Below are 22,366 nucleotides of genomic sequence, written 5' to 3' on the forward strand. Positions count from 1 at the left end.
AGTACAACACCTCGACTTCTTTGGTCTGCGGGCTTATACATAGTTTGTACTCGGTCGGATCAAGTGCCAATATACCACTTTTGGCAAAAGAACAAAACTTTAGGGACTTCCAATTAAAAAAATACTCTTAACCCAGAACGGTGGGTTTTGTATTTCGACTTCGCTCAACACAAGTCTGTATAGCCGCGACTTCTAGTCGCCAGGGCTAGTAATATAAATTTATCAAGCCTTAACCCAAAGGTATTGCATTAGCACAACAAGAAAATCTGAGTCTCTTTTCTACCCAAGAACTGCTGCTTTAATCTTCTTACAGATATCCACCCAAGCTTTATTCTCTTGCGCTGAGTTCAGGCTGTCTAAAGGTTGATTGGGAGGGTGCGCTGACTGATACTTTTCAATTTCTGTCTCGTCATAGCCGCTAGAACTCAAAGGTATCCAAATAATCGTGAGTCCTTTAGCTTCCGCCGCATCCAACAATGGGGGTAACTCATTATCAGCAATAAAGTCTGATGCTAAAAAATCTGGGCTAACCAACAATACTGCCACTTTTGCTGCTGTTAAAGCATTTTCAATTTCTTCGCGCCACTTAGCACCAGGTTGAATTTTAGTATCGTCCCACACAAGCAGCTTTTGGTTGCGAATCATTGGTTTAAGGTGCTTCTGGAGTTTAGTCAGCCACTCCTGATCTTGATGACTATAGCTAATGAAAACTTGATTTCTGATTACGGGTTCAGACATAGGTATTTCCAAGTTTGGTTGAGTCGGTAAAACATCGTCAATCAATCTGCGGACATCTACCATATCACCGCTATCCTGGCACTGGATTTGGTAGCGATTATTGTCCCTGAATTTGTACAACACATCTCGGTTATAAAAATGAGGACTTTGACTATCATTACAGCTTTTACAGTTACAAGGAACAAGTGTTTGATATTGCAGACGTTCGTAAGACTTATGGATTTTTTCTAATTCATTGTTAATAACTACTAGTAGTTCTTTCTTACGCTTGCCTGCGACGCGGACTTGAATTTCTCGTTGATTGTAGTATTCAATTACTTCAGCACGGCTTTCGTATTTAGCAAGAACAACGCCTGTTTTCCAAACTAAGGTTTGTTGTTCAATATCAGAGTGCATTTCGACTATAAAGCGGGTGAGAATACCTTTCGGCATAAAGTCATATTTATAGCGCAGGATTAGGTTATTGGATTCATCCCAATTGAAATCAGGTTGGTTAACAGAGAGTAATTGAGGCGCAATATAAGTGCCGGGACGACTAGGAATTTCATAGGACAGTTTAAATTTCATCATTAGCCGCAGCAGTTCTGGTCGCATATCGGCATATTTGTCTTCATGCCAAATGTTTGCTAAATCATTGCGCTCAAATTGACCCAGCTTTTCAATCACTTGGGGATTATCTAACACTTTGTAAGCGGCATCTGTACCCCAAGTAGGTTTGAGAATAACGGTTTTTATTAAAAAGTCATCATCTTGGAAGTGAAGGCATACACCTAAATCATGCAGATAGCCACTGAGTTGAAGTTTATCCTCCTGTTTAGTAAAACCATGTTTCTGACAGATATTCATATATTCTTCCAAGCTAATATATTCGCGGGAGTCACCTTCTAAAGCTTCCCGCACTTTAACCCAGGTTTTGGGGAGTTCTATTCCTACATGAGGTAAGTTAGTAATATAATGCTTAATTTTATTTAAAATTTCTGACAGACCGCGATCAGTGGCTAAGTTTGTAGTAAGTGTTTCCTTAAAATTAGTGAACTCGCGCCGTAACTCCCGCTCGTTTATTTCTCGCTTACGCTCCTGCTTTTCATTTTTGACAATTAACAGAGGACTATTACCGCTCAGTAATTCAACCACATTTAACCAGTAATAAAAATCTGTGTCTTCTTTGCGAGTATCAGCAACTAAGGCATAAAGAGAGCGTTTTGTGAGGAAAAATTGATGGGTAGCATGGTAAATTTCTTGACCACCAAAGTCCCAAATGTTGACCTGAAATTCTCTGTTATTGTCAAGCAAAAATTTCCATTGAATAACATCAATGCCTACGGTGGTATTTTCATCTTGTTGTAACGTATATTTATTGTCTTGAATTTTTTTGGCTAGCGTAGTTTTACCTGCACCACCTTCTCCTATAATGAGTAATTTGGCTTCGTAGAGGCGATCGGTTTCTTGTTCTAGTTGTTGTCTGCAAAAGTCAAGAATTGCTTTAAACCCTTTCGTGATAATTTCTGGTGGAGGTGATTCTAAAGGATTATTTTCGAGGTGGAGGGTTTGCAGGTTGGTGAGTTGGCCTATTTCCGGTGGCAGATTGCTCAGTTGATTACTGCTGAGGTAGAGGGTTTGCAGGTTGGTGAGTTGGCCTATTTCCGGTGGCAGATTGCTCAGTTGATTACTGCTGAGGTAGAGCGTTTGTAGGTTGGTGAGTTGGCCTATTTCCGGTGACAGACTGCTCAGTTGATTATTGTAGAGGTAGAGGGATTGCAGGTTGGTGAGTTGGACTATTTCCGGTGGCAGACTGCTCAATTGATTATTGTAGAGGTAGAGGGTTTGCAGGTTGGTGAGTTGGACTATTTCCGGTGGCAGACTGCTCAGTTGATTACTGCTGAGGTAGAGGGTTTGCAGGTTGGTGAGTTGGCCTATTTCCGGTGGCAGACTGCTCAGTTGATTACTGCTGAGGTTGAGGGATTGCAGGTTGGTGAGTTGGACTATTTCCGGTGGCAGACTGCTCAGTTGATTACTGCTGAGGTAGAGGGTTTGCAGGTTGGTGAGTTGGCCTATTTCCGGTGGCAGACTGCTCAATTGATTATTGTAGAGGTAGAGGGTTTGCAGGTTGGTGAGTTGGCCTATTTCCGGTGGCAGACTGCTCAATTGATTATTGTAGAGGTAGAGGGTTTGCAGGTTGGTGAGTTGGCCTATTTCCGGTGGCAGACTGCTCAGTTGATTATTGTAGAGGTAGAGGATTTGCAGGTTGGTGAGTTGGCCTATTTCCGGTGGCAGACTGCTCAGTTGATTACTGCCGAGGTAGAGGGTTTGCAGGTTGGTGAGTTGGACTATTTCCGGTGGCAGACTGCTCAGTTGATTACTGTAGAGGTAGAGGGTTTGCAGGTTGGTGAGTTGGCCTATTTCCGGTGGCAGACTGCTCAGTTGATTATTGTAGAGGTAGAGGGTTTGCAGGTTGGCGAGTTGGCCTATTTCCGGTGGTAGGCTTGTTAAGCCTTTAAGAGAAAGGTCTAATTCTGTCACCTTGCCTCTGACAGCTTTTTCAATAATTTGCAGCAGTTCTTCGTTAGTCATTTCGGGTTTTACAGAGGCGATGCCTGACGACGAGTTGCTGCTTGGACGCGCAGCAGAGAAATTAAGCTAATTAATAATGTACCCTGTATCAAGGATTGCATCAGCGCAATGTGCATTAGCGTAGCTCGTCGTAGACATCGCAAGTTAAAAGGGTAGTTAGCAACCGCGTCTACACAGGCAAAACCCACCTTTCCTTCCCTACGGGACGCTGCGCGAACGGAACGCTGCGCGAACGTCGGTTAAGGAACCCTTGATTTTGTATTAGTCCACGGAGGTGGACTTTGTTTGTATAGCCGCGATTTCTAATCGCCTTGTATATTTGCTTTTTGTATTTGACTTTAATATTGTTGTGTGACCCTATGTAACTTGATGGCTATAGCTTTCCATATTGCCCAGCCTCTATCCAATATATAAATATGCCAGAAACTCAATCAAGTCCTCATCTACATACAAACACATCAACCAAAGCAGATACCTTACCTGCATCTGTTATCGCCTCTTCTACCTCTCAAGAAATCTACGATGTTGTAGTGGTTGGCGCTGGGCCTATTGGGTTAGCAACTGCCATTGGCTTACGTAAACGTGGAATTGAAAATGTCCTTGTCATTGATCAAACTCGCGCCTTTCGTCAAGTTGGACAAACATTGGATCTTCTCCCCAATGGATTAAAAGCTCTCAAACTTTTAGATCATAACGCTTACGAAGAAGTTAAAAATACTGGACTGGGTTTATTAAACTCCAAGCAGTCTAATGATCAAGAAACTGTCGAACCTACTCAAAAGCAACAACCTCCAAAGGCTTCACCCCAATGGGTTTACAAAAATTTGCAGGGAGAGATAATTCGGTCAACATCGCTTAGTTTTGATGACTGGTTTAAAGATTATGGCGAGGGTCGCGTATCAATTTCTTGGTACAATTTGCAGACAACCCTTAGACAGCTACTTCCACCAGACCAAGTTAAAGCTAATCACCGTTGCATTAATGTTGTAAATGAGCCGGAAAAAGGTTGTATCCGCATAGATTGTGTAGGTGATACAGCAATAGAAACCAACCCTTATGCCTATTGGATAGATGGGCAGAAAGATAACGATCCGCAACCCCAAAACTCAGATATTCTCCCCCAAGAATTAGCAACAAAATCCATTAGAGCTAAACTAATTGTTGCAGCAGACGGGATTAATTCTACAGTTCGTAGGCTGCTTTACACAGATACTCAACATCATGATTTTGCCCAACCTGAATACTCTGGGTTTGCAGCTATATTTTGTATGAAAATAGCTGAAGTACCAAAGGAATTGTGGGCAAAACTAGAAGAAGATTTCTTTCAAGAGTCACCACTTGTAACAATCACTAATGATGAAATAACTGGAAATTCTGTTTGTATAAATAACATCAGGATAATATTATTTCGCAGACCAACTGGTGAACTTGGGTACATAATACATCTTGCTTTGCCTTTAGACTCATTGCAAGGAAAATCAGAAAGTTCTTTAATTGACTTAGCTTTGCAGGAGTTGGAAAAAGCAGGGTTTCCTGATACGCTCAAGCAATTAGTGCGTCTATCTCCTCCTGCCAAAATGCAGCAGCGTCCATACTACGTTCACCACGCTAGCATTTTGAATTCTCCACAAGTTTCTAACCCAACTGACCTCAATCCTGAAGCTAATCCTACCAAAATTCCACCAGCCTGGAGTGTAGGGCGAATTGTCTTAGTTGGCGATGCCGCACATGGAATGCCTCCCTTCATGGCTCAAGGGGCTAATCAAGGATTGGAAGATGCACTAATAGTTACAACACTCATAGCTAAAATTGCTGAGGAGAATAACTGGAACGATCTGCAAGCTATAGCCAAAGCCTTCGAGAAATACGAGTGTCTTCGTCGCCCATTGATGGCATACGTCCAAGAAGCAACATTAAAGCGATCGCCCCATTCATCAGATAAAGAGTGGGAGGACTACAGCCAACAGATGTATTGCCGCAATTTCGACCAAGTAATAGAGGCGTTGTAGTTTACCGCCTGTGAAAAATTTTGATTACAATGCAGATGTCCACTAGGCGGCAATACTGCATAGGTTTTGAGTCGATCCCCCCAACCTTTTTAAGGGCTACGGTATACACACAAGTCCTTCTCACCCCCTCTAACTCCCCCTTGTAAAGGGGGAGAACCGGATATTTCCCCCCTTTACAAGAGGGGATTAAGGGGGGTAAAACCCGGATCTCAAAGTAACTCCGATTTGTGTGTACACGGTAGCCTTAAAAAGGGGGAGACTAAGAATGTCTTATTTTCCCCCTTTTTAAGGGGGATTAAGGGGGATCTCCAATGACTATGCACCTTAACGCACTAGGCGGCGTGCTGTCTATCCACGTAAATCCAGAAGATAATCGATGAGTAATCAACTACAAGACTACAATCCTAGCGGCGTAGGTGAAATAAATGGCAACCTCTTAGGTTTGCCTTGCGATTATGAGTCTGCAAACCTGATTGTCTTTGGTGTGCCGTGGGAAGTCACTGTTTCTTATGGCGCAGGCACAGCTAATGGCCCCCAGCGCATTCTTGATGCTTCAACTCAATTAGATTTGTTCGATTTCGATAACCCTAATGGTTGGAAGCAGGGAATTTTCATGGTAGAAATTCCCCAAGATATTTTAGAGAAAAATACATATTACCGAGCCTTGGCAGCAAAAATTATTGAGCGATTAGCCCAAGGGAAAGAACTCTCAGATACACCAGATTTAACATCTGTACTCACAGAAATTAATCAAGCTGGGCAACAGGTAAATCAATGGCTGTTTGAAAATTGCCAAGAAGCAATTAACAAGGGTAAGGGAGTCGCAGTTATTGGTGGAGATCACAGTTCGCCGTTAGGTTATTTCCAAGCATTAGCAGCTAACTACGCTAACTATGGCATTTTGCACATTGATGCCCACGCAGATTTACGCGATGCTTATGAGGGATTTGAGTTTTCCCATGCGTCGATTATGTTTAATGCGATGAAAATACCGCAAATTTCCAAGCTAGTGCAAGTGGGTTTGCGTGATATTAGTCATGATGAAGTGCAGATGATAGACCAATCTGATCGTCGCATTATTGCATATTACGACCCAGCCATTAAACAAAAGCTTTACTCTGGAACAACTTGGCTTGATTTATGCCGAGAAATTATCAGTCATTTACCTGAGTTTGTTTACATTAGCTTTGATGTCGATGGTCTAGATCCAAAACTTTGCCCAAGTACAGGTACTCCTGTTCCGGGTGGATTGGAATTAGAGCAAACATTTTTTCTGTTCCGGGAATTAGTCAAGAGTGGTAGAAAAATTATTGGCTTTGATATTTGCGAAGTCGGTGATGCCGAATGGGATGGTAATGTTGGAGCGCGGGTAGTTTACAAGCTGGCAAATTTGATGGATTTGTCCAAACAGAATTCGTAATTCGTAATTCGTAATTCGTAATTGGAACAGGAATTGTTGAATTCCTAAAATCGTTCGACTGAGACGTTCTGCGATCGCTCAGTCGAGCTACCTTCACACTTTTCGCGTAACATTCCACAGGAAAGCCGAAAATTTAAAATTAAATAATAAGCCCCTGACTTGATTGCTGGAGTCAATCTAAAATTTTTTGAATAACCTTGCTCTACTATCTAAGAATTTTAAGATAAAGAATAGCCCGTTGCCTTGTGAACGTATTGCACAACTTTTTGATATGATTCGGGATTACTCACAGGATTAATGATGATGGGGATAGTGCCATCTGGCAACCAGAAGGTTATCCTGCCATTCGGTTCATGACAAAAGGAACTGATGCAGTTGAGATTAATTACATATTCATTTTTTTCGTAAAGGATTTTCACCCAGTGGGCATGATCTAATTCTAAACTTGTCACACATTCTAAATAATCGAGAATCTTTTGATAATCTTCTAGGTTACTTTGTGGATTAATGACTATTGGAATGGCACTATCGGGTAGCCAAAAAGTAACCCTGCCATTCACTTCATAACAAAAAGCATGGACACGTTCAAAATTCACTACATATTCTCTCCTCTCGTAAAGGATTTTCACCCAGTACGCCACAACATCTCCTCAAGTCCGAAATTTACGAATGATGCACCCTGTATGTCCAAGTCTACTGAAGCCTTAAGTTTATGTTGCTGTGTACCAATTCAAAATCAAATTAATTTGTTTGAATTATGAATTGCTAAGAAACCTCCAATGGTGTTGGTGTACCTGAAGTTGACAGAGAAAGAGCGATCGCAGCTTGAATAAACCCTTTAAATAAAGGATGAGGGCTACTAGGACGCGATTGAAATTCTGGATGAAATTGGCAAGCCAGAAAGAATGGGTGCTTAGGTAATTCCACAATTTCAACTAACTGTCCATCAGGAGAAGTCCCACTGATCACATAGCCGGACTTTAATAAGAGATCGCGGTAAGCATTGTTGAACTCATAGCGATGTCTATGTCGTTCATAAATTACATCTTCTTGATAAAGCTTGAAAGCCAATGTATCAGGAAGAACACGACAAGGATATAGCCCCAAGCGCATTGTACCCCCTAAATCCACAACTTCCTGCTGTCCTGGCAATAAATTAATTACCGGATTCGTTGTATGAGCGTCAAATTCAGCACTATTAGCATCTGTTAATCCCCCTATGTGCCTAGCCCATTCAATTACAGAGCATTGCATTCCCAGGCATAAACCCAAAAAGGGAATTTGGCGATCGCGGGCGTATTTAATGGCGGCAATTTTGCCATCCACTCCCCGAACCCCGAAACCTCCTGGCACAACTACCCCATCAACACCCCCAAGATGAGTTTCAACTGATTCATTTTCCAAATCTTCTGAGTTCACCCAGCGTAGGCGCAGTTTGCCATAAGTGGAAATTGCAGCATGGTTTAGTGCTTCCACTACAGATAAATAGGCATCACTTAACTGCACATATTTGCCGACAATGGCAATTTCTAGCTCGTGCTTGGGAGTATGTAACCGTTGTACCAAGGTTTGCCACTGCGTCAAATCTGGTTGGCGTTGCTCCATTTGCAGCAAGCTCAGTACTTGTTCTGCCATTCCTTCCCTTTCCAGATTTAGGGGTACTTCATAGATACTTTTGGCATCTTGAGAAGTAATGACGCATTCTTCGGGCACATCGCAAAATCCCGATAATTTTTGCTTTAATCCCTTGGGTAAGGGGCGATCGCTCCGACAAACTAAAATATCTGGTTGAATACCAATGGATCTGAGTTCTTTAACTGAATGCTGTGTTGGCTTAGTTTTCATCTCACCCGCAGAAGCAATCCACGGTACCAACGTTACATGCATATACAGTACATGTTGCCGCCCAACCTCTTTGCGGAACTGGCGAATCGCTTCCAAAAACGGCAGTGATTCAATATCTCCCACCGTCCCGCCAATTTCTGTAATTACTACGGACGGATTTGTACTTTTAGCAACTCGCAGAATCCGCTCTTTGATTTCATTGGTAATATGAGGAATAACCTGTACAGTGCCGCCATTGTAGTCTCCGCGTCGCTCTTTATTAATGACTGCCTGGTAAATCGAGCCAGTAGTCACACAGTTCAAGCGCGACATTGAGGTATCGGTGAAGCGTTCGTAATGCCCCAAATCTAAATCTGTCTCCGCACCATCCTGGGTAACGAATACTTCCCCATGCTGAAAAGGGCTCATTGTGCCAGGATCGATATTGATATAAGGGTCGAGTTTGAGAATCGACACCGAATATCCGCGCGACTTGAGCAAACGCCCTAGACTTGCTGCTACAATGCCCTTACCAATACTGGAAACTACGCCTCCAGTTACGAAGATAAACTTAGTCATAGTAGTTTGAATTTCTAACAACTTCTAAAAATACATCCCGTCATTGTGCCACAGTTGTTGTGGTGTAATCTTCTATGATTTGCTGTGAAAAACCTTTTAGGATTAGTAATATTAGGCTGTATTCTCACATCCTCCGTAGCATTGGCAGAACCATCTCTTATAGTCGTTTTTCCTGAGACAAACTACCAGACGAGTTCCCAAAAAATCTTTTTTCTGGGGACTGCACCACCGGATGGTGAGGTTTTGATCAATAGTAAGCCAACTAACCGCAGCAAAGCTGGTCATTTTTCCCCTAGTTTCCCCTTGCAGTTGGGAGAGAATCTTTTTACTGTGCGTCGCCAGAATCAAGAACTTAAGATTAAGGTGATAAGGGTTAGCACTAGCCCTGAACTACCACAGGGGGTAGCCTTTGCTAAAGATTCCTTGACTCCCGCCGCTGATATTGCCAGACTACCAGGAGAACTAATTTGTTTTAGCGCGTTAGCGAAGCTTCCCGAAGGGATCGCACCCCCTAACGCCAACGTCTCTGTAACCCTGGCTAATCAAACGATTACCCTTTTACCTCAACCTCAACAGGCACAACTACCAAGTAATTTGGCAGCTCTGACAGGGCAAAATCAGCCTTATGCCCAGTCTAGCGTAGGCAATTATAAAGGTTGCACCACAGTGGCTACAGCCGCCGATCTGGGAAAACCTCAGTTTCAACTAACACTCAATGGCAAGACGATAACTCAACCAGGGACTGGTAAAATTCAAATCCTCTCAAGAGCAGAGTTGCCGGTTTCTGAGGTTACAGTAGAGTCAGGCGTTGCTCGCACTGGCCCAAGCACCGATTATTCTCGACTCACACCACTGCCTAAAGGCACACGCGCAACAGTAACAGGTAAGGAAGGTGAATGGTTGCGCCTAGACTATGGCGCTTGGATTAATAGTCAGGAAACTCGCATTCTACCTGGTGCAATTCCGCCACAAACAATAATTCGCAGTGTCGGATACCGTCAACTCCCTGGTGCGACAGAGATATTTTTCCCCTTACAAGTTCCCGTACCTGTGAGCGTGCAACAAAGTGAGAAAGCTCTCGCTCTCACTCTCTACAATACTACTGCCCAAACGGACATTATTCGCCTGGATGATGACCCTCTAATTTCTCGGCTAGATTGGCAACAGGAGGCTCCAGAACAAGTAAAATACACCTTTAACCTCAAAAAAGCTCAACAGTGGGGATATAAGCTGAGATACGACGGTACAACCCTGGTTTTGGCTTTGCGTCATCCGCCTAATATTGGGAACACAAGACGCAAGCCTTTAGCTAATCTCAAGATTGTACTCGATCCAGGGCATGGCGGTAAAGAATCTGGTGCCAGTGGCCCAACTGGATATTTAGAAAAAGATGTGAATTTGGTGGTATCTAAGTTGCTGCGGGACGATTTGGTGAAGCGAGGAGCAACGGTAGTGATGACGCGGGAGGACGATAAGGAGGTTTCTCTAGCAGCACGTCAGGCAATTATTAGTAAAGAAGAACCTGCGATCGCTATTTCCATACATCACAACTCCTTACCCGATGATGGCGATGCTGAAAAAACCAAGGGATTCGCCGCTTTTTGGTATCAACCCCAAGCCCACAGCCTGGCAATATTTTTACAGACCTATGTTGTTAAAAAACTCGGCAAACCTTCTTATGGTGTGTTTTGGGACAACCTAGCGCTGACACGCCCAGCAGCTGCGCCATCGGTGTTACTGGAATTGGGTTTTATGAGCAATCCCGATGAATTTGAGCAGGTAGTGAACCCAAAAGAACAGAAGAAAATGGCTGATGCGATCGCTCAGGGGATTACTGAGTGGTTTAAAAGCGTTCGATAGATCGGGAGTTAAACTTACGAGCTATAGCAATCCTATTTCTTGCGCCAAACTAAAGACTATAGGGACAATTCATGAATTGCTCCTATAGGGTTTTGGCTATTATTTGCATAAGTCCTGGATTTGTGAAAATTTGCGGTATTCAGATCGCCAACTTCGTGAAAGTTGTCAGCGATTTAACTTTTCAGTGCTTCTACCATGCCAAAACAACTTTGATTGCGGCTAAAAATATATCAAATCTTATATTTTGAAACCGTATGTATTTTAAAATCGGCGGTATGGTGGGAGCGATCGCTATCTTATTGAGCAATGGTAGTGCGTTCACCGGAGGTGTTGGCGCAGCGATCGCCCAAGATGCACAAAGATATATTACTGTGGGGCATGATAAATTAGGAAACAGCGTAGCTTTAGATACAAAAACTATTAAGGGTACAACGTACAAACTTTACGGTATGTACGGAGATGGCATCTTCGAGACTACATTCGATGCATCATGTTCCGAATCACGGCTTTTTCGGAATCACATTGCCATTTACAGTTCAGAGGGACAGCTACTTCAAGAGGATAAGGAGAAAGGAGAAATACCTTTTGTCGCCAATTCTTCACCAGGCAAAGGAATGAAAATTGTTTGTCAAAAGATTGGGGCCCTTGGTTGGTAAGTTAAGTAGGGAATGCCCCATTCCCACTTGCCCTGAGCGTTCGCGTAGCGTCTCGAAGAGAAGCCGAAGGGATTCCCAATTCCCAATTCCAGTAGAAAATACTAAGGACAAAACAACGTGTCACGCGTATCTCGTCCTGTGGTTGGATTAGTCCCTTTGGCAAGTTTGCACAATTTTTTTTGCTCATCCGAACGCAGCAGCGTATCGGTAAAATCTGCCCCATCAATGATTGCGCCATCAAATCTGGCGTTAGCAGCAAAAGCACCCTCTAACAGTGCATTTGTCAAATTTGCCCTAACTAAACGAGCCGAGTCTAAAGTGGAATTTCTCAAGTCAGCTGCCTCTAAATTTGCAGACTCCAAATTTGCTGCAAAGAAACTGACACCGTTTAAATTAGCATGGCTGAAGTTGCTCTGGCGAAGATTAGCTTTGGTAAAGCTGGAATCTGTTAAATCACGTCCTGAAAAATCAGCCTCGACCAAAATTTCTTTATTATATTCAAGTGCCAAAGCTGTTGGAGCAAAACCGAGCGTTGCGGTGATGCTAATCATTCCCCACAAGAATAAGCTGAGTATATTTGTCCAAAAGTGATAGTCAGTCTGACGCTTCAACCCGAATTGTGTTCGGGATGAGTCGAGTTTAGAACCTGCTGTGCAATCGCTTAACCTAGAATTCATAGAATTTATCATATTTTTCGTCAATGGCTAACCTTCCTCCATCTCATTATCCAGATATTGGTCATTTAGGAGAAGACCTAGTTGCCCAATGGTTGCAATCTACAGGTTGGATAATTCTGCATCGTCGCTTTTCTAGCCGTTATGGAGAAATCGATATTATTGCTCAATATAATGGACAAACTGGGGAAAAACTCCTTACTCAGCACTCATTATTGGCATTTGTTGAAGTTAAAACCCGCAGTTCCGGGAGTTGGGATGCAGGGGGAAGAAGCGCCATCACCCCACAAAAGCAAGCAAAAATCTCACGGACAGCTAGAATATTTTTAGCCCAGTACCCTGAAAAGGCGGATTATTCTTGCCGATTTGATGTTGCTATTGTCTACTGTCAAAGGATATCAAAAAATCAGACTGCGGTTATAGCAACTCAGGAAGCTCTTGCTACTTCATCAACAGATGAATATAAGTTTAAGCTGCAAGAATACATTCTGGCAGCTTTCGACTCTTCAATTGATAATGGTTAATTGGTAATGGATAAAATATCTTAATTACCAATAATTATCTACTGGCGTTACAACCAAACGGTATTACGCCAAAGTTTCTGGACAGTAGCCTAAGCCCCTGACAAACTGTTGCCGGAAAGCTTCGATTTCGTCTCTCTCTGGACTACCATGAGAAACGATCGCTACCTGATAGCGACGCATCACGTCCACAGGGCATTGTCCCGCTTCTAAACTCCAAAGTGCCATTTGCACCCTCATTGGTGGTTCATAGCTAATTCCTAATTCATTTAGAAAAGCGCGAAAGTCCCCATCTTCTTGGGGCGAGACTTGACCTCTGAGTTTGATCCTAACCACCCAGCCATCAATTTGATGAATTACGGTGACGAACGAAACTGGTGTCTGGGGTCTAGCGTGCAGGTGTTGAACGACCCTCAGGGTTAGACTGGCATTTGCCAGATAATACAAGTATTCCATGTTTGTTGGTGCTTGGGATCAAAGCCAATCCTACATATCTATATTCGTCAATCAGTGCCTGTTCCCGGTAGGGTAAAAGCCCCCGTTTTTAGATGGGGAGGTTTACCCAATTTTTATGTTAATTTTTCCGTGTTACTTAATAGTAACAATCTTATAGCCTCGCGACAAAATTGGGCAAAGATGCCTTAAAGTTCCTTTAGAAGGGAAAGCTAAAAACAGCTTTTTGTCAGAGAGTATAAATACTAAATAAAGCAAAAACTAGTACAAGCCAAGTTGAAAGATACATCTAGCCCCAAAGAAAAAAATTTTGAATTAGATTGCTCAGTAGCAGGCTATGACTACACACTACCTCCAGAACTCATTGCCCAAAACCCAGCAGTTCCTAGAGATAGTTCCCGGTTACTGGTAGTTAATTCTCCCACTACAGGCGCTGAAACAGAAGCATCTCACCATATTTTCCATGATTTGCCTGCACTGCTACGCTCTGGTGATTTGTTGGTCATGAACAATACAAGGGTTATTCCAGCTCGGCTTTATGGTCATAAAACCACTGGTGCTAAAATCCAGGTGTTGCTGTTGGAAGAACGGCAGTATAACTGTTGGTTAGCTTTAGTTAAGCCAGGAAAAAGCTTCAAACAGGGAACGAAGATTATTTTTGAAGCAAAGCAGGGGACTGGGGATTGGGAAGATTCTTCCCTAGTCCCTAATCCCCAGTCCCCAGTAAGCAGTCAAAAACTGACGGCTACGGTTTTAGAAACAGATGCAGCAACTGGGGGGCGTTTGTTGCAATTTGATGTGCCAGAGGGAAAGCCTTTGGTGCAACTGTTAGAGGTATTTGGTGAAGTACCGCTACCACCGTACATTACTGCCTCCTCAGCTGCTGATGAGCAGTATCAGACAGTTTATGCCGAACAGCCAGGAGCGATCGCAGCACCGACGGCAGGATTACACTTTACTCCAGAATTATTACAAAAGCTGCGCGATCGCAACATCAATCAAGCTTTTGTGACGCTACACGTTGGTGTCGGCACTTTTCGCCCTGTGGAAGTGGAAGACGTAACTACCCACCAGATGCATGAAGAATGGATTGAAGTTCCCGCCGCCACAGTAGAGCAAATTCGCGTCACTAAAGCAGCTGGCGGTCGAATTATTGCTGTGGGAACAACGGCAGTAAGGGCTTTGGAAGGGGCGGCTAAATCTGGGAATTTACAACCATTTTGCGGTAAAACAGACTTGTTTATTTATCCCGGCTACCAATGGCGGGTGGTGGATGGTTTGATTACCAATTTTCACCTACCACGTTCCAGTTTGCTGATGTTGGTAAGTGCGCTAATTGGCAGACAACGGCTATTGAATATATACAACGAAGCGATCGCTTTTGAGTATCGTTTCTATTCCTTTGGTGATGCTATGCTAATTTTGCCGGAAGCCATAAGAGTTCTGAGTCAAGCATGAGGGCAATGTTCCCTGTTCCCTGTTACCTATTCCCTACCTGACTTTGCACGTTATGTGGAAAAGTCCACGAAAAACCTAATCCCCTAACCCCCTTCCCGATGCGGGAAGGGAGAAATTCAAAGTCTCTCTCCTAATAGGAGAGAGATTTAGAGAGAGGTTTTCCAGATGCCGTGAAAAGTCAGATTCCCTACCTACCTACGCAAATACGTTAAGTAATCAAATCGGATTCCTATAGGAGTAATTTTATGCGTGACTTCATAATAAAATTGGTCAAAACTATCATCCAGATAATGAATGCTCCGATGCTCATATTGTTTATCGTCACTACAAAGAAAGAAGTGATTCTTGTGGATGTAAGACGATGGTCAAAGATAGTTGAGCTAGTTGATACTTCTGACTGGGTTAACTTGCTATATTTGCTTTATAAATATCCCGAATTCAGAAGTCTTTACTATTACAGAATTAAAAAAGGTAACTTTCTAGGATTGGTACTGATGCATATTATAAAATTCTTTTATAAAGAATGTCCAAGTCTATTTTTATATTGCGATAATATTGGTTCTGGACTATTTATTCAACATGGCTTTAGTACTATAGTAAATGCAAGAAGCATTGGTGATAATTGCTGGATTAATCAACAGGTGACAATAGGATACAGCAGTAAAAATAATTTTCCGACAATTGGCAACAATGTAATCATAAGTTCAGGTGCAAAAGTGATTGGCAACGTCACTATAAATGATAATGTGATAGTAGGAGCAAATGCAGTTGTAGTCAAAGATGTTCCCAGTAATTGTGTTGTTGTCGGTGTTCCAGCTTATATAATCAAGAGAGATGGCGTGAAAGTAAAAGAGCAGTTGATTTAAATTTGTTTATTAACAGATTATAAAACCTATAGAATATCGCACTAATTACGGTATGCAGAGCAACTGAACAAGGAGAAGGGTGTTTTTACAAAAGTCGGATGCTCCCAAAGTGAGAAATTCTTAATTTTTTGATTTGCAATTTTTCATGCTGTGGTGGGTACTCTGACTTATAAAGATATGAGCATAAGTACATCTATGTCACTCCTGTCTAGAAAAAGTCAAACTCAGCCCTGGTTACACTTCTTATTTCACCAAAACTCTGTTCAGAAAAAGCCCCTGTTCAGACTTCTGTTTGCTTTCTCTGCGTTTTTGGTCTTAGCTGCACCAACAATTACTAATTTTCCAGGAAGCAAGCTGCTAGCAGAAACCGCAATTTCTCAGGATCTTGAAGCAGCTAGCTTTTTCCAACAGGGAGTCACGCGCTATAACCGCAAAGACTTACAGGGTGCAGAATATGCCTTTCGTCAGGCGTTGCAGCGAGATCCTAACCTTGGGGCTGCGCTAAATTATCTGGGTAATATATTCATGGAGCAAAATCGCCTAGATGTAGCTTTACAAGAATATACAGAGGCGATTAGGATTAATCCTAATTTTAGTGAAGCTTATTACAACTTAGGGCTAGTGCTGCATCGTCAGGGACAAAAAGATGCTGCGATTACGGCTTATCGTCAAAGCCTTGTGATAGATCCCACAAAGGTAGCAGCGCTGTATAATCTGGGATTGGTGCTGTATGAACAAGGACAGCTACCGGAAGCGATCGCAACATACCAGCAAGCGATTAATTTAGATAGCAGCAATACCAACGCTTATTTTAACTTAGCGATCGCCTTGCAACAACAAGGTCAAACAGAGCAAGCGATCGCAACTTATCGTCAAGCCTTGCAGCTAGATCCTCAAAATGCCACAGCTTATAACAACATGGCAAGTTTGCTAGCAATCCAAGGCCAAGCTTCTGAAGCTATTTCTGTTTATCGGCAAGCTATTCGCCTAAATCCTAAAAACGCCTCAGCTTACTATAATTTGGGAGTCACTTTATATAATCAAGGCGACATCAAGAAAGCTAATGGAGTCTTGAAACGTGCCCATACTGAGTATCGTGAGCAAGGTAACATTGAGCAAGCTCAGAAAATAGAACAACTAATGCAACAAATTGCCCAGAAAATTCAGCCACAACAGCCTCAAGCCAGTCAAACAGCTACTCCTTCTCAAACTCCAGACAACACAAGTAATGTAATACAAACACCTGAGCCACAAACGCCAAATCAACTAGAAAACCCTGTCTCAGTTGAACAACAATCTACTTCAACGAGTTCCGGACAATAAAAAAATCAGAGTTAGAAATAAGTTAATAACTTCTAACTCTGCCAATTTTCGATTTTAAGTAGCAATTTTGATGTGCTTACAGTGCAACTTGGATTGAAGGAAAAATCTAAAATCTAAAATTGAATGACTTTTAAATTTTTTAAATCGGCAAACGATTGATATCTTTATTGCAGCCAATAACTACCATTGCTGAACCACGTTCTAAACGTTTGGTAGGGTCAGGATTAATTTGAAATTTACCATCCTGACTCACCGCTAGCAAATTTAAACCGTAGCGGTTACGAAGTTGAAGCTCGGTGATTGTTCTGCCGTGAAATTCATCAGGCACAATCAACTCTACAATACTGTTATCTGGGTCTAGATCAAATCGATCTAAGATTGCTGGTTTAGTAAGTGTACGCGCTAGGGCGCAACCTGCTTCATACTCAGGAAAAACAACATGATCTGCTCCTACTCGCCGTAATAGTTTACGGTGAACTTCGCTAGAAGCTTTGGCAACTACATGAGGTACGCCAGCCTCTTTCACATTTAGGGTGGTTATGATGCTTTCTTGAACGTAGTTGCCAATCGCTACAATTACAGTATCAAATTCAAAAATTCCAGCTTCTTTTAGTGCGGCTGGTTCTGTAGAATCTAATTGCAAAGCATGACCAACTATTCCCTCAGTTAATGCTTCGGAAACTCGTTTTTCATCAATATCTGTTGCCAGCACTTGATAACCGAAGTTATGCAATGTAGAACAGACCGATCTACCAAAACGACCTAACCCAACTACAGCAAATTGGTGGTTATCTTTACGTAAACTGCGAAAAAAACTTAATGATGAAAGATTCACCCTTTTTATCCTTATAATGGCTCCCTGTATTTAGGGCAAAAAACGGTTATGATACTTGAATTAAAAATTTTATTTTTTGCCTTCCAATGTATATTTTATCAGTTTAGTCATTAGTCATTAGTGAGTTTTCAAGAATTATTATCCCCGCACTCGCTAACTATCCCACAAGTAGATTTTCTTCAGGATAGTGAATTCTACTAGGGCGTGGATCTCCTAGTACTGCGGACATCAGTAGTAAAACACCTACCCGTCCAATGTACATGGTGATAATTAGGATGAGCTTTGCTGTTATAGAAATACTTCCTGTAATACCTGTTGAAAGCCCCACGGTGGCGAAGGCTGATACCACTTCAAACAAAATTTGAATAAAATCCAACGTTGGATCTGTAAGGCTTATTAAGACAGTAGCTAAAATCACGGTTGCTACTGAAGCTACCAACACACCCACGGCTTTCAAAATTAAAGATATTGCTATCTTGCGATCGTATAATAAAACTTCTTCTTTACCCTGAAGAATCGTTTTGGTGCAACTGGTCAAGACTCTAAGAGTTGTTGTTTTCATACCTCCTCCCGTACCACCTGGACTTGCACCAATAAACATGAGTGCAATCGTAATAAATAGACCGGCATTGGTCATTTTGCCAATATCGATAGTGTTAAAGCCAGCAGTTCTAGGAGTAACTGATTGAAACCAAGCTAGTAATATCTGGTCACGAAAATTTAGAGAACCAAATGTTTCTTGATTTCTGATCTCTATACAAAAGAATGCAATTACTCCTATTACTAACAATATAATAGTTGTACTAGTTGCAACTTTAAAATCTAGAGAAAATATTTGTTTATGATTTTTTTTGAAAAGGCAATCGCGCAACCAAAGGTACATTTCCAAAATTACCTGGTAGCCAATTCCCCCAAAGATAATTAACATCGTGATGGTAAAGACTACTAAGAAAGATGACTGATACCCAATTAAGTTATCTTTAAATAAACTAAATCCAGCATTATTCCAAGCGTTAATACTATGAAAAATTGCTAACCAAAGTCCTTTACTCCATCCATACTCAGGAACAAAAGCTGGTAGAAGTAAGAATATGCCTGTAATCTCAAAAATTAATGTTGTAGCAATAATTGAACGGATAACTTGGGCGCTACCACTCATCCCTGGTCGATCTAAAGCTTGTTGAATTGCTATTTTTTGCCGCATATCAAACCTACGGCCAATAAGCAAAATCAAAAATGTGGTAGTTGTCATATAGCCCAACCCGCCAATCTGAGCTAATAGTGCAATAAACAATTGACCCCAAAAGGAAAAATAAGTACCAGGATCAACTACTGATAAACCTGTGACACAAACTGCGGATGTCGAGGTGAATAGTGCCACAATCAGGTTATTCCATGTACCATTGCTAGTTGAAAAAGGCATCATCAACAGGATAGTACCGACAGCAATGACAGCCAAAAATCCCAAACAAATTGTCCGAGCAACAGTCATAATTAATTCGTAATTCGTAATGGGCTTCTTTGCGAGACGCGAAAAGCGAATGCCCCGCTACGCTAACGTAATTCGTAGTTAAGAACGTTAGATTTAACCTGGGTTTACGCTTTTTGGATATGTATCTTTTTTGGATAGCTGGTATAATTTTGAGCAAGAACAGTTTGTTCAGGTAAAACTGAGAAATTTTTCTAAAGAGGATTAATTCCGGTTTAGCTTTCTTAGAACAAAAATACCCTTATTTAATTAAAAACTATACATGGTAGTCTACCAGTATGTTTTTTTGAATTCTACTTCGTCTCAATACTACTTTTTCATGAGTGCAACACTTTACGAGCAAATTCAGCAATTTTACGATGCTTCATCTGGTCTGTGGGAACAGATATGGGGCGAACACATGCACCACGGCTATTACGGCGCTGATGGTACCCAGAAAAAAGACCGTCGTCAGGCTCAAATTGATTTAATCGAAGAATTGCTTAATTGGGCAGGGATACAATCAGCAGAAAATATCCTAGATGTGGGTTGTGGAATTGGCGGTAGTTCTTTATACCTAGCACAAAAGTTTAATGCTAAGGCTACAGGGATTACATTGAGTCCTGTACAAGCAGCGAGAGCAACGGAACGCGCCTCAGAAGCTAATCTGAGTCTGAGAACACAATTCCAAGTCGTAAATGCTCAAGCAATGCCCTTTGCTGACAATTCTTTTGACTTGGTTTGGTCGCTGGAAAGTGGCGAACACATGCCAGATAAAACCAAGTTTCTCAAGGAGTGTTATCGAGTATTGAAGCCTGGCGGCAAGTTAATTATGGTGACTTGGTGTCATCGACCAACTGATGAGTCTCCATTAACGGCAGATGAGGAAAAGCACTTGCAGGATATTTATCGGGTGTATTGTTTGCCTTATGTGATTTCTTTACCAGAGTATGAAGCGATCGCACACCAGCTACCATTACATAATATTCGCACTGCTGATTGGTCAAGTGCTGTCGCCCCTTTCTGGAATGTGGTAATTGATTCGGCATTCACTCCCCAAGCGCTTTGGGGTTTACTAAATGCTGGTTGGACTACCATCCAAGGGGCATTATCATTGGGATTAATGCGTCGCGGTTATGAGCGTGGGTTAATTCGGTTTGGCTTATTGTGCGGCAATAAGTAGAATTCCACTTCAGCAAAAAGATGTAATCTAGGAGCATTAAAGTAGATGTTCCTAGTGATACATTATTATACTTAAATACAAGATTTGGAGCGATCGCAAAACTTGTAAATTCTAATGCAGATATCGGGGAAACCTTCTAAAATTAAGTTTCTTATTGTTAAATTGCTGAAATGCCACTCGAACTGCAAAACCTAACAGGCGGTTACACCACAGTCCCAATTGTTCAAGACATTAACCTCACTCTGCAAACAGGAGAATGGTTGAGTTTAGTTGGTGCTAATGGCTCAGGTAAATCTACTTTATTAAAATTGCTGAGTCGTATTCTCTCCCCACAGCAAGGAACAGTTCTACTTGATGGCAAAGCAATTCATTCCCAACCCCCAAATCTAGTTGCACAGAAACTCGCATTATTACCGCAACAACAAACTATTCCCGTAGGCTTAACAGTGCGACAATTAGTAAGTTTAGGACGCACACCACATCAATCTTGGTGGCAATGGGAATTAAACGCCCAAGATTGGGTTAAAGTAGAAGCTGCAATTAAAAAGACGCAACTAGAAAAATTGAGCGATCGCTTAGTTGAAGAACTTTCGGGTGGTGAAAGACAACGCGCTTTTTTAGCTTTAGCACTGGCGCAAGAACCAAAAGTTTTATTATTAGACGAACCGACAACTTTCTTAGATATAAACTATCAATTACAACTATTAGAACTACTAAAAAATCTGAATCAACAGCAAGAATTAACTATTGTTACCGTTCTACACGAACTGAATCTAGCGGCACGATATAGTTCTCGCATTGCTTTATTAAAACAAGGTCATCTTTGGGAAGTTGGCAAACCTGAAGAAGTTCTGACACCAAGTGCGATCGCTCAAGTATTTGGTGTGGAATCTGTGATTATTCACACACCTGTGGGTTTACAAGTTTGTGCAATTTCTGCTGTATCGTTATGAGCCAATTACTTTTCTGATGCAAGTCAGCCAAATGTACCCTTGGGAAATGCCTTCTTTATCTGAAATATTTATCGACGGATTAACTTATCAATAACTTTGTTATTGTCACCAATTGGTTGATCAAAATTGAAAGCTTTATTAACAATAACTTGCTTGGGTAATTGAGCGCCATTTTGGACATATATTCCTGGCAATACACTCACTTTAAACTCTTTAACCTCTTTAACCTCTTTAGATTCATTTACCAGACTTACTTTAAGCTCATGAAGAACTCGCTGCTGTTCTTTGACAATTTGGGTTAGTTCGTTTAGTTGCTGAGTATGTAAGTCATCCAATTTTTCATGGAGAAGTTCAATATTTTGTCCAGCCCTTAAATTCACCTGATGGTCAATTTCGGAGTTTTTCCGATCAGTATCAGACTGGCGATTTTGACTCATCAAGACGATGGGTGCTGTGTAGGCTGAGGCAAATGAAAACACTAAATTAAGCATCATGAACGGTGATTCATCCCAGTGGGGAACCCCAGGCATTAAGTTGATACCAACCCATCCGACCAAAACAGTGCTTTGCCCAATGAGAAATCCCCAAGAACCCACTTGCGCTGCAAATTTATCAGCAAGGCGTTGTCCGCGAGTCAGTTCTTGAGTGGAAGTGTTTTGAACTGCTGGTTGTATCTCCACAACTTGAGGTTTTTGAACTACTTTGGCATCAACATTGTTAGACGATACTTTTTTGAATGGATTCATGTTGCACCTCTTGGCGTTATTTCTGTCTGTGTTTATCCTGATGACTTTTAATCTACGCTGGTTAAACGATAGGAGCAAATATTGTTTTTTTTCAAAATGATAGAAAAAAGTGATGGTAAGCAAAAAACCATCTTCAGATAGATCCCTAAAGCTGCGTCAGCAAAAATATTCATCTAAACACTTAGATAGCCCATTCTGTAAAGGAATGAGCTATCTAGTAGGGAAATAA

The 22,366-nt window shown here is 41.7% G+C and carries 19 protein-coding genes; 10 read left to right on the plus strand and 9 right to left on the minus strand.

Annotated elements, in window-relative coordinates:
- Positions 1–279 precede the first annotated feature (279 nt).
- Complete coding sequence (locus FD724_RS13050) at positions 280–3,309, minus strand: leucine-rich repeat domain-containing protein (RefSeq protein ID WP_179072929.1); 3,030 nt, start codon at positions 3,307–3,309, stop codon at positions 280–282.
- A gap of 8 nt (positions 3,310–3,317) precedes the next feature.
- The gene (locus FD724_RS13055) at positions 3,318–3,497 is read right to left on the minus strand and encodes a hypothetical protein (protein WP_179072930.1); all 180 of its coding nucleotides are present in this window, start codon (positions 3,495–3,497) and stop codon (positions 3,318–3,320) included.
- A 228-nt stretch (positions 3,498–3,725) separates the two neighbouring features.
- On the opposite strand from FD724_RS13055, the gene FD724_RS13060 reads away from it, so the two are divergent.
- Together FD724_RS13060 and speB are read left to right on the plus strand one after the other, a co-directional pair.
- Positions 3,726–5,318 carry an NAD(P)/FAD-dependent oxidoreductase gene (locus FD724_RS13060; RefSeq protein WP_179072931.1) on the plus strand — a complete coding sequence of 531 codons (1,593 nt, stop codon included), beginning with the start codon at positions 3,726–3,728 and terminating at the stop codon, positions 5,316–5,318.
- Between the two features lie 376 nt (positions 5,319–5,694).
- Positions 5,695–6,738, plus strand: a complete 1,044-nt coding sequence (gene speB, locus FD724_RS13065) for an agmatinase SpeB (RefSeq protein WP_179072932.1) — start codon at positions 5,695–5,697, stop codon at positions 6,736–6,738.
- A gap of 218 nt (positions 6,739–6,956) precedes the next feature.
- Here the strand turns inward: speB and FD724_RS13070 are convergent, their stop codons facing one another.
- Positions 6,957–7,379, minus strand: coding sequence for a hypothetical protein (locus FD724_RS13070; RefSeq protein WP_114084087.1), 423 nt, complete (start codon positions 7,377–7,379; stop codon positions 6,957–6,959).
- Between the two features lie 124 nt (positions 7,380–7,503).
- Positions 7,504–9,141, minus strand: coding sequence for a CTP synthase (locus FD724_RS13075; RefSeq protein ID WP_179072933.1), 1,638 nt, complete (start codon positions 9,139–9,141; stop codon positions 7,504–7,506).
- Between the two features lie 84 nt (positions 9,142–9,225).
- On the opposite strand from FD724_RS13075, the gene FD724_RS13080 reads away from it, so the two are divergent.
- Together FD724_RS13080 and FD724_RS13085 are read left to right on the plus strand one after the other, a co-directional pair.
- Positions 9,226–11,001, plus strand: a complete 1,776-nt coding sequence (locus FD724_RS13080) for an N-acetylmuramoyl-L-alanine amidase (RefSeq protein WP_179072934.1) — start codon at positions 9,226–9,228, stop codon at positions 10,999–11,001.
- A gap of 254 nt (positions 11,002–11,255) precedes the next feature.
- The gene (locus FD724_RS13085) at positions 11,256–11,657 is read left to right on the plus strand and encodes a hypothetical protein (protein ID WP_179072935.1); all 402 of its coding nucleotides are present in this window, start codon (positions 11,256–11,258) and stop codon (positions 11,655–11,657) included.
- 101 nt (positions 11,658–11,758) lie between these two features.
- Here FD724_RS13085 and FD724_RS13090 read toward each other — a convergent pair whose 3' ends face one another.
- Positions 11,759–12,334: a pentapeptide repeat-containing protein gene (locus FD724_RS13090; RefSeq protein WP_179072936.1), complete on the minus strand. Its 576-nt coding sequence runs from the start codon at positions 12,332–12,334 to the stop codon at positions 11,759–11,761.
- 23 nt (positions 12,335–12,357) lie between these two features.
- On the opposite strand from FD724_RS13090, the gene FD724_RS13095 reads away from it, so the two are divergent.
- Positions 12,358–12,855: a YraN family protein gene (locus FD724_RS13095; protein ID WP_179072937.1), complete on the plus strand. Its 498-nt coding sequence runs from the start codon at positions 12,358–12,360 to the stop codon at positions 12,853–12,855.
- Positions 12,856–12,918: 63 nt separating this feature from the next.
- Here FD724_RS13095 and FD724_RS13100 read toward each other — a convergent pair whose 3' ends face one another.
- On the minus strand, positions 12,919–13,308 hold the full coding sequence (locus FD724_RS13100; RefSeq protein WP_069068139.1) for a hypothetical protein: 390 nt from the start codon (positions 13,306–13,308) through the stop codon (positions 12,919–12,921).
- A 273-nt stretch (positions 13,309–13,581) separates the two neighbouring features.
- Here FD724_RS13100 and queA point away from each other — a divergent pair, with 273 nt between their 5' ends.
- From queA to FD724_RS13115, 3 genes are all read left to right on the plus strand, one after another.
- A complete protein-coding gene (gene queA, locus FD724_RS13105; RefSeq protein ID WP_372726508.1) occupies positions 13,582–14,763 on the plus strand; it encodes a tRNA preQ1(34) S-adenosylmethionine ribosyltransferase-isomerase QueA in 1,182 nt (393 codons plus the stop codon).
- Positions 14,764–15,008: 245 nt separating this feature from the next.
- Positions 15,009–15,629, plus strand: a complete 621-nt coding sequence (locus FD724_RS13110; protein ID WP_114084080.1) for a serine O-acetyltransferase — start codon at positions 15,009–15,011, stop codon at positions 15,627–15,629.
- A gap of 195 nt (positions 15,630–15,824) precedes the next feature.
- Positions 15,825–16,952 carry a tetratricopeptide repeat protein gene (locus FD724_RS13115; protein ID WP_242060676.1) on the plus strand — a complete coding sequence of 376 codons (1,128 nt, stop codon included), beginning with the start codon at positions 15,825–15,827 and terminating at the stop codon, positions 16,950–16,952.
- Positions 16,953–17,091: 139 nt separating this feature from the next.
- Here the strand turns inward: FD724_RS13115 and FD724_RS13120 are convergent, their stop codons facing one another.
- Together FD724_RS13120 and FD724_RS13125 are read right to left on the minus strand one after the other, a co-directional pair.
- Positions 17,092–17,787 (minus strand): TrkA family potassium uptake protein, encoded by a 696-nt coding sequence (locus FD724_RS13120; RefSeq protein WP_179072938.1) that lies wholly within the window; start codon positions 17,785–17,787, stop codon positions 17,092–17,094.
- Between the two features lie 157 nt (positions 17,788–17,944).
- Positions 17,945–19,279, minus strand: coding sequence for a TrkH family potassium uptake protein (locus FD724_RS13125; RefSeq protein ID WP_179072939.1), 1,335 nt, complete (start codon positions 19,277–19,279; stop codon positions 17,945–17,947).
- Between the two features lie 316 nt (positions 19,280–19,595).
- Between FD724_RS13125 and FD724_RS13130 the strand changes: the two genes are divergently transcribed.
- Both FD724_RS13130 and FD724_RS13135 read left to right on the plus strand, forming a co-directional pair.
- On the plus strand, positions 19,596–20,438 hold the full coding sequence (locus tag FD724_RS13130; RefSeq protein ID WP_179072940.1) for a methyltransferase domain-containing protein: 843 nt from the start codon (positions 19,596–19,598) through the stop codon (positions 20,436–20,438).
- Between the two features lie 170 nt (positions 20,439–20,608).
- Positions 20,609–21,391: an ABC transporter ATP-binding protein gene (locus FD724_RS13135; protein ID WP_179072941.1), complete on the plus strand. Its 783-nt coding sequence runs from the start codon at positions 20,609–20,611 to the stop codon at positions 21,389–21,391.
- A 68-nt stretch (positions 21,392–21,459) separates the two neighbouring features.
- On the opposite strand, the gene FD724_RS13140 is transcribed toward FD724_RS13135, so the two are convergent.
- Positions 21,460–22,137 (minus strand): DUF1003 domain-containing protein, encoded by a 678-nt coding sequence (locus tag FD724_RS13140; RefSeq protein WP_179072942.1) that lies wholly within the window; start codon positions 22,135–22,137, stop codon positions 21,460–21,462.
- Positions 22,138–22,366 lie beyond the last annotated feature (229 nt).

Origin of the sequence: Nostoc sp. C057, from assembly GCF_013393925.1 — a bacterium.
GTDB lineage: Bacteria > Cyanobacteriota > Cyanobacteriia > Cyanobacteriales > Nostocaceae > Nostoc > Nostoc muscorum_A.

Coding starts and splice junctions, on each gene's coding strand:
- FD724_RS13140 (WP_179072942.1), bottom strand. CDS start 22,137: ATGAATCCATTCAAAAAAGTATCGTCTAACAATGTTGATGCCAAAGTA.
- FD724_RS13075 (WP_179072933.1), bottom strand. CDS start 9,141: ATGACTAAGTTTATCTTCGTAACTGGAGGCGTAGTTTCCAGTATTGGT.
- FD724_RS13130 (WP_179072940.1), top strand. CDS start 19,596: ATGAGTGCAACACTTTACGAGCAAATTCAGCAATTTTACGATGCTTCA.
- FD724_RS13115 (WP_242060676.1), top strand. CDS start 15,825: ATGTCACTCCTGTCTAGAAAAAGTCAAACTCAGCCCTGGTTACACTTC.
- FD724_RS13110 (WP_114084080.1), top strand. CDS start 15,009: ATGCGTGACTTCATAATAAAATTGGTCAAAACTATCATCCAGATAATG.
- FD724_RS13095 (WP_179072937.1), top strand. CDS start 12,358: ATGGCTAACCTTCCTCCATCTCATTATCCAGATATTGGTCATTTAGGA.
- FD724_RS13085 (WP_179072935.1), top strand. CDS start 11,256: ATGTATTTTAAAATCGGCGGTATGGTGGGAGCGATCGCTATCTTATTG.
- FD724_RS13050 (WP_179072929.1), bottom strand. CDS start 3,309: ATGACTAACGAAGAACTGCTGCAAATTATTGAAAAAGCTGTCAGAGGC.
- FD724_RS13135 (WP_179072941.1), top strand. CDS start 20,609: ATGCCACTCGAACTGCAAAACCTAACAGGCGGTTACACCACAGTCCCA.
- speB (WP_179072932.1), top strand. CDS start 5,695: ATGAGTAATCAACTACAAGACTACAATCCTAGCGGCGTAGGTGAAATA.
- FD724_RS13090 (WP_179072936.1), bottom strand. CDS start 12,334: ATGAATTCTAGGTTAAGCGATTGCACAGCAGGTTCTAAACTCGACTCA.
- FD724_RS13125 (WP_179072939.1), bottom strand. CDS start 19,279: ATGACTGTTGCTCGGACAATTTGTTTGGGATTTTTGGCTGTCATTGCT.
- FD724_RS13060 (WP_179072931.1), top strand. CDS start 3,726: ATGCCAGAAACTCAATCAAGTCCTCATCTACATACAAACACATCAACC.
- FD724_RS13100 (WP_069068139.1), bottom strand. CDS start 13,308: ATGGAATACTTGTATTATCTGGCAAATGCCAGTCTAACCCTGAGGGTC.